The sequence below is a fragment of the Photorhabdus heterorhabditis genome (assembly GCF_001280945.1).
GTDB classification, from domain to species: domain Bacteria; phylum Pseudomonadota; class Gammaproteobacteria; order Enterobacterales; family Enterobacteriaceae; genus Photorhabdus; species Photorhabdus heterorhabditis.
The window spans coordinates 21,915-34,563 of sequence record NZ_LJCS01000032.1 but is presented as its reverse complement, the minus strand read 5'-3'; the positions used below and the strand labels follow the sequence as shown (position 1 = coordinate 34,563).

Here is a 12,649-nt window from a genome sequence, read left to right as displayed (position 1 = left end):
ATTTCCTCTGTTACATTCTTCAGCCAGTTAAATTAAATAGATACTGTATATATGTCCAGATTGATTTATATAAATGGTTCAGTTTGCGAAGCCACTCGCAATCAGCTCATCCATTCAGCCAGCCATTGCAAACCAAAAGCACCTGGCGCTAATATCCCAAAAGACCAGATAAGTGCAGAACAGATATTAGCAATTTGAAAATAGCGCAATGGCATAGTACAGATCCCCGCCACTAATGGCACAATTGCACGAAATGGGCCAAAGAACCGACCGAAGAAAATGCTCCAAATACCCCAACGATCAAAGAAATGGTGCACTCGTGTCAACAACTGTGGCTTGCGGGAAATCGGCCAAATCTTGACAACATCACCTTTAAAATAAGCACCAACGATGTAGGATACCCAATCGCCGAAAAAGGCCCCTGCTGCTGCTGCCAACCACATTGGCCAAAAATTAAGGCCACTTTCACCTATTAATGCACCTAATCCGAGCAATATGATAGTTGCTGGCAATAGCAAGGAGAAAAAAGCTAAAGATTCACCAAAAGCGAGTAAGAAAATTATCGGTATGATCCAAGTATCATGGGCTTTAACAAAATCTACAACCAGATCAACTAATTCATGGAGGCTCAAATTCATATTCCTATATTGATTAATACCATATTCAATTTAACTACTACCGTATTAACCAGAATTAAACCGATATTTTATTCAAGGAAATAACCTTGTAATTTCTTACGGGCTGCACAATCAAGGCCAAAGTCTTTCTCCAGCCATACATCTACACTGCCATAATTCTGATTAATACTGTTTAATGCCGTCATGAGAAACTCTTCTCTGACGGAATAGACATAAGCGAATTTCTCAACCACATTGTCACTCATGGTTTTCGCATGTTCATTCAACAAATACTCTCGGTAAGGAGCCAACGTAGAATTAGTCACCAAATAATCTTCCATTACCGTGTCCAAATCAGCGCCAAGTGCAAACAACACCAGCGCAGAACCTACACCGGTTCTATCTTTACCTACCGCACAATGTTGTACTATTCCGCCTTTTTCCGGCTGTTGCAGTAAGCTAACCAGTGTCTTATAAGCGGGGTTTTTTAAAGGCAATAATTCATAAAGACGGAACATAAATGCCTGTGGATTAAATTGTTCCAACGTTTCTGACGCTAATTTCTCCAGATTAGCATTCACCTCCTCAGATAATGGATTAGCAGGGGCATGGTGATAATTAGCACCATTCCATATCTGATCGGGCTTATCAGATATTTCACTTATATCCCGATAATCTATAATTTGAAACAGGTTTTTCTTTGCCAAGAAAGATTGGTCTTTTTCTGTCAAAAGATCTAGAGAACCGGAACGGAAAAGTAAACCTGATTTGATTTTCCCGCCACTGACTACCGTTTTACCACCTAAATCACGGAAATTAATCCCTCCATGGAGGGGAAGCGCCGATGGATGTAATAAGAAGGATGTTGTAATCATGATTACTCTTAATTAGTTGTAAAATATTAAGACATTAACAGATTTCTATCTAAAAAGAAGAGTGAGCCGGAATATTCCGGCCCTAAAGAATATGATTTACAATAGGCGGCGAGCAGCCTCTACTACGATCATCAATGCACTGCTCTCGGTTTTCTTTAGCAATTCAACATCAGGGATTTCCTGCTGAGTACGGTTAACAATGACACCAGCAACCATACCCGCACGCAGCCCCTGGCTTGCACACATAGTCAACAAAGTTGCAGATTCCATTTCATAGTTCATGACGCCCATTGCCTGCCATTCAGCCATTGACCCTTTGAAACGACTCACAACACGGCCAGAATAGGTATCATAACGTTCCTGACCAGGATAGAAAGTATCTGAAGAAGCTGTTACGCCAACATGTGTCGTTGCACCTAAATCTTTTGCCGTTTCATACAACGCAGTTGTACATTCAAAATCTGCAACTGCCGGAAATTCCATCGGCGCAAAATGCAAGCTAGCACCATCCAAGCGAACAGCCGCCGTGGTTACCAGTACATCACCAACATTAATATTTTCTTGAATTGCCCCTGTTGTACCAATACGCAGGAAAGTACGAACACCTAATTGTGCTAATTCTTCAACAGCAATGGACGTTGATGGACCACCTATACCCGTGGAGCAAACAATAACTGCTTTACCATCAATTTCTGCTCGCCATGACGTAAATTCACGCAAAGAAGCAAGATGAACTGGGTTGTCCATTAATCTTGCAATTTTTTCCACACGTTTCGGATCACCCGGAACAATAGCTAGAGTTGCGCCTTGCAGGTCGCTTTTGGTCAGACCCAAGTGAAACACATCAGACATATCAGACTCCTCAGAGGGAAGAATTTATAATGAAATTAATTGAAATCTACTGTATTGAGTATTTAGACATCTATTAGTGATAAATATCACTTTAAAGTAAGATAAAAAAGAAAAACGTACATTATTTTGAGACATAAGTCACAAAATAACCATAAAACAAGAAAAAATGAGTGGTCTAACTATTACTGAAGATTAACACGGGATTGAACAACAATTGCAAATTTAACAAAAAAAGCCGAATGTTTTCTCTCAATCATAAGCTATCTGAATACATTCACACTGGGAAACAAACAATAAATTGTTTAATTATATTTATATTTCAAACAACACCAAGAAGAGAATAGGCCCAAATAACTGATTTGATTTATTAACCGTGAAGAAGAAAAACAAAGGTCTACTGCAACTTCATTAAATATAAATTATCCGCTCCTATGTTTATACCCGTAATCTTTCAAGTCGCCTCTTTGTTGGCTGCACTCACTCCCCCGGTCACATCGTTATCTATGCTCCCGGGGATTCGCTCCCTTGCCGTCGCGATTCATCTTGAAATCCACTGGGTATATAAACCAACAGTACAATACATCGAATTATATTTTCATCGAATTTTTATTATCGTGAAAAATTAAAAAAAATTATATTTTATTTCCATATCTAATGAAATGTTTTTTCTTTATTATTTTTCACAATGTTATAATTATATTTACAATAAAAATGTAACAATTAACAAATATAAATATCACAATCACCTTTTATAGAATGCATATTGTTTAAACATATTAGAATTTTTCCAACATGCAGGAGTGCTATCTATGGTGCCACAAAAAACAGTTTTAATTACAGGTTTTGATCCTTTCGACGATGAAACGATAAACCCGTCATGGGAAGCAGCTAAACAGCTGCAAGGTCGCAGACTATGCGGAGCGCGGGTCGAAGCTCGCCAGCTTCCATGCGTATTCGATGTCTCTCTGGCTTGCCTATACACCGCTATTGATGAAATACAACCTGATCTAGTGATTTCAGTAGGACAAGCGGGCGGTAGGCCAGATATTACCGTAGAACGCGTAGCAATTAATATTAATGATGCTCGTATTCCTGATAATCAAGGCAATCAGCCTATCAATACTCCCATAGTCGTAACAGGCCCTGCGGCCTACTTCTCCACATTACCGATCAATGCGATAGTCAAAGGCTTGCATAAAGCAGGAGTCCCTGCCTCAATCTCACAAACCGCAGGCACTTTTGTCTGTAATCACGTTATGTATGGCTTGTTGCATCATTTGGCATACACCAATCCTGAAATACGTGGTGGATTTATCCATATTCCCTATCTGCCTGAGCAGGCAGCTCGGCACTCAGGTACTCCAAGTATGACCTTAGAAACTGTCATAACAGCGCTGGAAATTGCCATCGATGAAGCATTAAAAAACAGTGAGGATGTCGTCATCAGTGGAGGTGCAACTCATTAATTTGATGTTTCGCTCACTGCGGTTGAAAACTCTCCACGAAAATGACAGGCACAGAGAACCACGATCTACTGGATAATATTAACCAAACAGCAAAGATAATCCTCTCTCTCTGTGCCTGCACAATGTCCATATGTAACTATACCTGTTATCTTTCAAGTTGCCTCTTTGTTGGCTGCACTCACTCACCCCGGTCACATAGTTATCTATGCTCCCGGGGATTCGCTCCCTGGCCGTCGCGATGCATCTTGAAATCTATTGGGTATATACCTGTTATCTTTCAAGTTGCCTCTTTGTTGGCTGCGTTCACTTGCCGCCACGCTGCAAATTGAAATCTATTGGGTATATCAAGCACCTGATACTTTTTTTAAATGACTAATCAGCATACTATTTACATAGGTTACTTTATAATTTCGACTGTTATTACATTGAAATTTAGTCTATTCAACAGAATCGGTCATACCGCATGAGAATATAAATCATCTTTAGTTATGAAATTAGATATATTTTCCAAGTCTATTGATAAAATTATTTCACCCAATATTCCACGGTTAATATCAGATTCATCTATTTTTGTTAATTTTATTTCTGAAAGATGACCATTCATATTTTTAAAATATTCATCTTCATGATTTTTGGTTCTGATTATCTTCCGTTTTGAATACAGATCATATTTATAAACCTCTGTGTTGATTTCTTCAGGAAAATACATCTGACCAACAAAGGAAAAATGCTCTTTTTCATTTATATCTTTGCTAATCTGTCTAATTGCAATATGAATATGAGTTGCCCTACCAACATAAAACCCAGGATAAATAGTAGTAAAATTGACCACTCCATTTTTATCCGATTGTTGAGCACCTCTTAGAAAAACTTTATCATCAGTTCTGTCGATAGCGGATATTTCACCGGCTTTAGGTGGTATATCAGGGCTTATATAACTCCAGCCAGAATATTTCCCCCGACTATTACAGTGCCAAATATCAACAAATAATTTATCGACAGGCTTACATGTTTTCTCATCCATGATAGTGATTTTTAATAAAAAAGGTATTCCTGCTTCTGAATCAGTAATATCCCTCCTTACAATTTTACTATTTCGGAAATATGGCCCTGATATTTGCTCTGGAGCAAGCGTACACACACCTATTCCATTCTGTGACGATAATTTTCCTTCTGCACGGGCCAAACCAATCGGAGCAAGTGCAGCCGTAGCCGTGATAACAGCACCACTTTTTAGAAAATCTCTTCGAGAGCTACTTTTCTTACCTTGCAAATTATTTACATCCATATAATCCTCTCATTAATTATTTAGTTTCTATTACAATGCTTCCAGTTTCCATTTTGTTACGTTGCGGGTATTTTGTTAATAAAATATATTTTTTCCAATATCAATATGGAATATATAAATCACAAAAAGTTTTATTACAGAGGAAGTCCCATTAAGCGACAAACTCCCCTAAGAGAAAGATTATTTTATGAAAAATGCCCATCACCCATTAGAGGTGACAGGCAAATTGTTAGATTAGTTATTTCGCCGATTCACGTAGACGTTTCGCCGCCTGCACCATATTTGCCAATGACTGGCGAGTTTCGGTCCAACCACGAGTTTTCAAGCCACAATCCGGGTTAACCCACAAACGTTCGACCGGAATACGATCAGCTGCTTTGCGTAATAGTGCTTCAATCCATTCAACACTAGGTACGTTAGGTGAATGAATATCATAAACACCCGGCCCAATCTCATTTGGATAAGAGAAGTTTTCGAATGACTCCAACAGCTCCATATCTGAACGGGAAGTTTCAATAGTAATCACATCCGCATCCAATGCTGCAATAGAAGGCATGATGTCATTGAACTCGCAATAACACATATGAGTGTGAATCTGCGTGTCATCTTTAGCAATTGCAGCACTCAATTTAAATGCCTCTACCGACCAGTCTAGATAAGCTTGCCATTCTTCCCGACGCAGTGGCAAACCTTCTCGCAATGCAGGTTCATCAATCTGGATGATACCAATGCCAGCTTCCTGCAAATCATTCACTTCATCACGCAGTGCCAATGCAATTTGCTTAGCAATCGTCTCACGGCTGACATCTTCCCTTGGGAATGACCAACAGAGAATAGTTACAGGCCCGGTTAACATTCCTTTGACAGGTTTCTCTGTCAACGATTGAGCATATTTCGCCCACTCCACAGTGATAGCTTCAGGACGGCTAATATCACCAATAATCACTGGTGGCTTAACACAACGGGACCCATAACTTTGAACCCAACCATTCTGCGTAAAGACAAAACCATCGAAGTGTTCACCAAAGTATTCCACCATGTCGTTGCGCTCAGCTTCGCCATGAACCAAGACATCTAATTCTAAACGTTCCTGTTCGTTAATTGCCTGCTTAATATGTTCACAAATATTGGTTCGATAGTTAGTACCATCTACCCGGCCTTTTTTGAAATCCAGACGCAAGCTGCGGATTTCCGTTGTTTGCGGGAATGATCCAATTGTTGTTGTCGGCCACAATGGCAAGTTATAGCGCTGGCGCTGTATTTCTGCACGTTGTGGATATGGCTGATTACGCTCACTGTCCTGTGGATTAATTGCGGTAAGTCGCTCAGTAACCGTCTGATTATTCACCCGTTTAGATTCACGGCGAGCACGGATTGGCGCACTGTAAGCATCCAATTCTGCTTGTTTACTGCCTTCTGGCTGATTCAATGCCGCAGCTAGCAGAGCCAATTCCTCACATTTCTGTAATGCGAACGCAAACCAGCTTTTCACCTCTGCATCAAGCGCTGTCTCATCACTCAAATCGATAGGACTGTGCAGCAGGGAACAAGAAGAACCGACCCACAGTGTACGACTACCTATCAATGGCTTAATCAACTGATATTTAGCGGTTAAATCGGCACGCCATACGTTACGACCATTAATCACACCAAGGGAAAGTAACCATTCTTTTGGCAATAATTCATGCAATTGTGCAATATCATCTTGACCAGCAACCAGATCCACATGCAGCCCTTGTACCGGCAGGGATTTGATCGTTTCCAGATTGTGACCAATGCTATCGAAGTAGGTGGTCAACAATAATTTAACCTGCCCCTGAAGTGCCTGATAAGCAACCGGATAAGCTGCCAGCCACTCTGCTGGTAATTCCAGAACCAGCGCAGGCTCATCAATCTGAACCCATTCAATACCACGTCTAGCCAGCTCAGCTAATACTTGCTGATAAACAGGAAGAATATCTTGCAATAAAGAGAGACGATCAAATACCTGACCTTTCACCTTACCCAACCACAGGTAAGTTACCGGCCCCAGTAAAACTGGCTTCACTTGATGACCCAAGGCCAACGCTTCATCCACTTCTTCTAGTAACTGAGTCCAACTCAGTTTAAATTCCTGTCCTTGCTGAAATTCTGGCACAATATAATGGTAGTTAGTATTAAACCATTTAGTCATTTCTGCAGCAGCGGCAGGTTCACCTGTCGGCGCACGACCGCGGGCAATACGGAATAGTGTATCCAGATTAATCGTGCCATCTGGATTCTGGTGACGCGGTGGTACATTACCGAGTAGTAAGCTAGTCGTCAGAACATGATCATACCAAGCGAAATCACCAACCGGCACTAAATCAACACCAGCCTGCTTCTGTTGCTCCCAGTGACGGGCACGTAACTCACGGCCTGTTTCCAATAATTCTTGCTGGGAAATTTTCCCTGCCCAATAGTTTTCCTGAGCCTTTTTGAGTTCTCTTTTCAAACCGATACGTGGAAAGCCAAGTGTGTGATTAATAATCGTCATTTCATTATCCCGTCATTTTTAGCCGTCTAGATGTTTACACATCCATAATCAACAGGTAAGGTATAAACCACAAGCGCAATTTATTCATTATCATCCTGAAGGTTTCTCATGATCGAAATAAAACATCTAAAAACATTACAATCATTGAGTCATTGTGGTTCATTAGCGGCAGCAGCCAATCACCTGCATCAAACACAGTCCGCTTTATCCCATCAGTTCAGTGATCTTGAACATCGCCTTGGTTTTCGGCTGTTCATTCGTAAAAGTCAGCCACTTCGTTTCACCCCACAGGGTGAGATTTTATTACGGTTGGCAGAACAAGTTCTTCCTTTGGTCCAAAGTGCACTCTGCGAATGTAAAGAGCCAAGCCAAACAAATCTACGTATCGCCATTGAATGCCATAGTTGTATTCAATGGCTGACACCGGCACTCAAACATTTCCGCGAAGCCTGGCCACAGGTCAACGTGGATTTCAAATCTGGCGTCACTTTTGATCCACAGCCTGCACTACAGCAACGGGAACTGGATGTGGTTCTGACATCAGATATTCTCCCTGAAAGTCATCTACACTACACACCGCTATTTGATTATGAGGTCAAACTAGTTGTCGCTCCGGATCACCCGTTGGCAAATAAACTGCACATCCAGCCAAAAGATTTAATTGATGAGACATTGATGATCTACCCCGTTCAGCGTCAGCGATTCGATATCTGGCGGCGTTTTCTGCAACCAGCCGGCGTTATTCCTACGTTGAAAAATGTGGATAACACACTATTACTGATTCAAATGGTCGCTGCCCGCATGGGAATCGCGGCTCTGCCACATTGGGTTGTTGAATCATTCGAAAGGCAAGGGTTAGTGGTCACTAAAACACTGGGAGAAGGTCTATGGAGTAGGCTGTATGCTGCCGTCCGTGAAGGTGAACAACACCAGCCTGAGATTGACGCATTTATTCATTCTGCACGTCAGCACGCAATGGACAATCTGCCGTTCGTAAAAGGAATTTCAAAATTAAGCGTCGATGACCCCAGAGCAACACAACCAGAAAACTCCCTCCAATGGTAAATTTATCAACCATGCCGCCGGAACCAACATATTATTCATCATGGGTAATGAGGTTCCGGTATCCACGGCGGGAGAATCAATACCACCAGCCAGATCACAAATCAGCTATCAGCCTGAAAAGCGAGATATTCACCGTTCAGACTGAATAAAGCCGTTCACAATATTGCCGTGACAACCAATAAATTACAGGATATCAGTGCTCTTTCTCTACCAATAGAGCTTCCAATAAATCCAAATCATGCAGTAAGGCTTGAAGTGTCTCATTACTGATTTTTCTGGTTGCACGCAAATGATACAGCTCGCCGCGTTCTGCCCTTAATGCAGTCAGACGAAAACGACGTTCCAAATCTTCCACTAGCAGGTTATGTTCTATCTCATCCTGCCCCACAGTACGGCGACGCAAATAGCCAATTACTCTGGAAGCAACTTCAGTAATAACTTCAGCATCCAGTTGCTCTTCAGTACTGGCAGAAAGACGTTCCTCCATCTTATTCATACTGACAATAGCCACTTCCGCCATGGCTGCCCGCGCCATTCTTACTTCACTGATATCTGCCTCTTTATTGGAAGTTTGAATTCCCCGTAACAGGAATGGCAAAGACATAACCCCAATTAACAACGAGAACAGGATGACCCCGGCAGCAATAAAGATAAGCTGATAACGAGCCGGGAATGGCGTACCATCCGCCAGAAACAGAGGAACAGACAGCGCGCCAGCAAGTGTGATTGCACCGCGAACACCAGCAAAAGATGCCAGCCACAATTCACGGGTGGTATAAGCCGCGAAATGCAGCGGATTTTTTTTCATAAAAGTTTTGCTGATATTTTTCATCAGCCACAACCAACAGAAACGCAATAGTAGAAGCGCACCATAAATCACTGCAACGGCAGCAAATAACATCCAGGTTTCAACTGTTGGATCGAGTTCTGCCTGTACAACAGACGTTTCCCAGATCCCCGGTAATTGCAGGCCCAACATAATAAATACCAGACCATTAAACACAAATTCCAGCATTAACCAGACACTATCAGCACGTAAACGCATCGCCAACGGCGCATTACGAATAACCCCAGCTTTACTGATAGTCATGCCCGCAGCAACCGCAGCCAAGATACCGGAGACGCCGATATGTTCTGCAATCATGTAAGAAGCAAACGGCAACAGCAACATAAAAACAATTTGTGTTGCGGGATCGCCACCGCTCCAACGGTTCATCAAACGCAAAGATTTACTGTATAACCAAGTCACGGCAATGCCGGATAACAAACCACCAATAGCAACTTTGAAGAATTCGATAGTCACGCCGGTAACAGTAAATACCATCGTTCCCATTGCTATCGCTACCGCGAACTTTAAAGCTACCAGACCGGAAGCATCGTTCATTAACGCTTCCCCTTCCATCACACTCATCATGCGCTTAGGCATACGCCCTTTTCCAACAATGGATGACAAAGCCACTGCATCTGTTGGCGATAGCACAGCAGCAAGAGCAAAAGCGGCAATTAATGGAATGCCCGGCATCAGCCAGTAAATCAGATAACCAATACCAACAACAGTAACCAGAACCAGTACCAACATTAGTATGAAAATTTCTCTTCCATGCTGGAAAAACTCTCTGGTTGGCGTTTTCCAGCCATCAACGAATAACAGAGGAGGGATTAACAGAACAAGAAACAGTTCAGGATCGAAGGTAACATGCAAACCAAAATGTGGCCAAGCCAATAATGCCCCCATCGCAATTTGTATTAACGGCAGAGGTATGCGGAACGGAATCACCTTAGTCAGAATGCCAGAGACTGAAACCACCAAAATCAAGATCAAAATAGTAAAGAATATTTCCATGTTGCCCTTACAATTTACCTGAGAACCATTGGTATATAGATTGAGACTTTTTCTTTCCGTCAAAACAAAAACAGTGAGAATAGAATCTTAATACTAAAATAACTGAATCAATCGAAAAAGGTGGATACATGCCGAGCCGTATCCAAAAGAATTGCAGGAATATTGTAAACTAATCAGATAAATAGCGGTGAAATAATTGAAAATTTAAAAGTAATCGCAAGAAATGGTAAAGTGCGCAGGCACAGACGCCCCTTACGCACTTTTTAATCAATCAAATAGCCCAATCACCAGCATAAAATGCTACCAAAGCGATCGTAATCACCACTGTCCCCATATTCAATTTACGCCATTCACCGGAACAGATACGACCAACAACCAAAGAGCTGAAGCCCAGCATAATACCAGTAACAATATTGCAGGTCAGAACAATAAAGACTGCACAGAGCATACCGGACATTGCCCCAACAAAATCATTGAAATCCAGTTTCCTGATATTACTCAACATCAGCAGACCAACATACATCAGCGCCGGTGCAGTCGCGTATGCCGGTACAAGATATGAAAGTGGAGAAAAGAACAAAATCAACAGGAACAGGATACCGACAACTGTTGCGGTTAAACCTGTTTTACCACCTGCTGCGGTACCCGCGGCTGATTCAATATATACCGCAGCCGGAGAAGCACCGATAGCACCGGCAAAAATACTACTGACAGAATCGGCAGTCAGCGCTTTACTACCGTTAATAATCTGTCCACCTTTATCCAACAGATTCCCTTGCCCTGCTACCGCACGGATTGTACCGGTCGCATCAAATACGGCGGTCATTACCAACGCTAACACACTAGGTAATACAATCGGCTGTAAAGCCCCCATAATATCCATACTAAAAATCAGGGACAATCCATCATCACCCAGACTCGGTACTTTAAAGAACCCTTGATATCTCACCGTTGGATCAAAAATCAACCCAATAACAGAAATCACAACAATCACCAACAGCACACCGCCAGGAACTTTCAACTTTTCCAAGCCGAAAATAACAGCCAGCCCAAGCAAAGTCATCACCACAGGAAAAGAGGTGAACGCCCCCAGAGCAACAGGCAAACCTTCCAACGGGTTCTTAATGACCAGACCAACACCGTTTGACGCAATCAGTAACAAAAACAGTCCAATACCAATCCCTGCACCATGTGCAATACCCATAGGTATATTGCGTAAAATCCAGGAACGAATACCAGTAACAGAAATCACCGTAAACAAGCACCCCATCAGGAATACTGCACCAAGTGCAACCGGAATACTGATTTGCTGTCCTAAAACCAAACTAAAAGCGGTAAATGCAGTCAATGAAATTGCACAACCAATTGCCATCGGCAAGTTAGCCCAAAGGCCCATTAACAAAGAACCAAAACCGGCAACCAAACAAGTCGCAATAAAGACAGCCGTATGGGGAAACCCTGCCTGTCCTAACATCCCCGGTACAACGATGACTGAATAAACCATCGCCAAGAAAGTTGTAAGTCCTGCCAGCATTTCACGGCGTACCGTTGTTCCACGTTCAGTCAATTTGAAATACTTATCCAGTCTGCATTTAACTGGTGCCAGAGTGCCAGACATATTATTCCCCTGCATTATGTTCATGGTACTTCTTCCACTTCCTAATCAAACGAAAACGATTACCTCACTGAATAACAACTAATGAATATTGCACCAATCGGTTCAATAAATCATAAAAGCAATCGTTTGGCTTTTAGAATAGAAAACAGTGAGAGAATTTAAGGCGAAAGATTATCCAGTGATCATAGTGTCGAAATCAATAGCTAACGAGATTATTTAGAGTTCAATTTATTCACTCTTCGAAAAGAAATAAGATTTACTCGGGGCTGGCTGCTGCTCACAACCAGCTTCTATCGCTGTAACAATCTTCAGCCATTATCACTCTGTGGATTAAACCGATCCATTGTCGAAACCAGAAATAATGCCGCAATGATGACAAGTAAAATAGGTAAACCTGATGGCACCACTGAACTCGCTACACCTGCAAGCAATGGGCCAAACAAACTCCCAATCCCCGGGAGCATAGATAACTCTATGCTCCCGGGGATTCGCACCCTTGCCGCCGCCCTG

Annotated in this window: 10 protein-coding genes; 2 read left to right on the top strand and 8 right to left on the bottom strand. The window is 42.1% G+C overall.

Annotated features, from left to right (window positions below; translation table 11 throughout):
- Window positions 1-101: 101 nt before the first annotated feature.
- From AM629_RS12260 to udp, 3 genes are all read right to left on the bottom strand, one after another.
- Window positions 102-638 (bottom strand): DedA family protein, encoded by a 537-nt coding sequence (locus AM629_RS12260; protein ID WP_420806671.1) that lies wholly within the window; start codon window positions 636-638, stop codon window positions 102-104.
- 68 nt (window positions 639-706) lie between these two features.
- Window positions 707-1,492 carry a tyrosine-protein phosphatase gene (locus AM629_RS12255; protein WP_054479311.1) on the bottom strand — a complete coding sequence of 262 codons (786 nt, stop codon included), beginning with the start codon at window positions 1,490-1,492 and terminating at the stop codon, window positions 707-709.
- 96 nt (window positions 1,493-1,588) lie between these two features.
- A complete protein-coding gene (gene udp / locus AM629_RS12250) occupies window positions 1,589-2,344 on the bottom strand; it encodes a uridine phosphorylase (protein WP_054479309.1) in 756 nt (251 codons plus the stop codon).
- Between the two features lie 809 nt (window positions 2,345-3,153).
- Here udp and pcp point away from each other — a divergent pair.
- On the top strand, window positions 3,154-3,810 hold the full coding sequence (gene pcp, locus AM629_RS12245; RefSeq protein WP_054479307.1) for a pyroglutamyl-peptidase I: 657 nt from the start codon (window positions 3,154-3,156) through the stop codon (window positions 3,808-3,810).
- Between the two features lie 454 nt (window positions 3,811-4,264).
- Here the strand turns inward: pcp and AM629_RS12240 are convergent, their stop codons facing one another.
- Window positions 4,265-5,098 carry a twin-arginine translocation signal domain-containing protein gene (locus AM629_RS12240; protein WP_054479305.1) on the bottom strand — a complete coding sequence of 278 codons (834 nt, stop codon included), beginning with the start codon at window positions 5,096-5,098 and terminating at the stop codon, window positions 4,265-4,267.
- A 238-nt stretch (window positions 5,099-5,336) separates the two neighbouring features.
- On the bottom strand, window positions 5,337-7,613 hold the full coding sequence (metE, locus tag AM629_RS12235; protein ID WP_054479303.1) for a 5-methyltetrahydropteroyltriglutamate--homocysteine S-methyltransferase: 2,277 nt from the start codon (window positions 7,611-7,613) through the stop codon (window positions 5,337-5,339).
- Between the two features lie 108 nt (window positions 7,614-7,721).
- On the opposite strand from metE, the gene metR reads away from it, so the two are divergent.
- Complete coding sequence (metR, locus tag AM629_RS12230; RefSeq protein ID WP_054479300.1) at window positions 7,722-8,678, top strand: HTH-type transcriptional regulator MetR; 957 nt, start codon at window positions 7,722-7,724, stop codon at window positions 8,676-8,678.
- A 193-nt stretch (window positions 8,679-8,871) separates the two neighbouring features.
- On the opposite strand, the gene AM629_RS12225 is transcribed toward metR, so the two are convergent.
- From AM629_RS12225 to AM629_RS22250, 3 genes are all read right to left on the bottom strand, one after another.
- Window positions 8,872-10,521: a Na+/H+ antiporter gene (locus tag AM629_RS12225; RefSeq protein ID WP_054479297.1), complete on the bottom strand. Its 1,650-nt coding sequence runs from the start codon at window positions 10,519-10,521 to the stop codon at window positions 8,872-8,874.
- 271 nt (window positions 10,522-10,792) lie between these two features.
- Window positions 10,793-12,139, bottom strand: coding sequence for an NCS2 family permease (locus AM629_RS12220; RefSeq protein ID WP_054479296.1), 1,347 nt, complete (start codon window positions 12,137-12,139; stop codon window positions 10,793-10,795).
- A gap of 308 nt (window positions 12,140-12,447) precedes the next feature.
- Window positions 12,448-12,603, bottom strand: a complete 156-nt coding sequence (locus AM629_RS22250) for a hypothetical protein (protein WP_235525468.1) — start codon at window positions 12,601-12,603, stop codon at window positions 12,448-12,450.
- Between the last annotated feature and the right edge of the window lie 46 nt (window positions 12,604-12,649).

Coding starts and splice junctions, on each gene's coding strand:
- AM629_RS12260 (WP_420806671.1), bottom strand. CDS start 638: ATGAATTTGAGCCTCCATGAATTAGTTGATCTGGTTGTAGATTTTGTT.
- AM629_RS12255 (WP_054479311.1), bottom strand. CDS start 1,492: ATGATTACAACATCCTTCTTATTACATCCATCGGCGCTTCCCCTCCAT.
- udp (WP_054479309.1), bottom strand. CDS start 2,344: ATGTCTGATGTGTTTCACTTGGGTCTGACCAAAAGCGACCTGCAAGGC.
- pcp (WP_054479307.1), top strand. CDS start 3,154: ATGGTGCCACAAAAAACAGTTTTAATTACAGGTTTTGATCCTTTCGAC.
- AM629_RS12240 (WP_054479305.1), bottom strand. CDS start 5,098: ATGGATGTAAATAATTTGCAAGGTAAGAAAAGTAGCTCTCGAAGAGAT.
- metE (WP_054479303.1), bottom strand. CDS start 7,613: ATGACGATTATTAATCACACACTTGGCTTTCCACGTATCGGTTTGAAA.
- metR (WP_054479300.1), top strand. CDS start 7,722: ATGATCGAAATAAAACATCTAAAAACATTACAATCATTGAGTCATTGT.
- AM629_RS12225 (WP_054479297.1), bottom strand. CDS start 10,521: ATGGAAATATTCTTTACTATTTTGATCTTGATTTTGGTGGTTTCAGTC.
- AM629_RS12220 (WP_054479296.1), bottom strand. CDS start 12,139: ATGTCTGGCACTCTGGCACCAGTTAAATGCAGACTGGATAAGTATTTC.
- AM629_RS22250 (WP_235525468.1), bottom strand. CDS start 12,603: ATGCTCCCGGGGATTGGGAGTTTGTTTGGCCCATTGCTTGCAGGTGTA.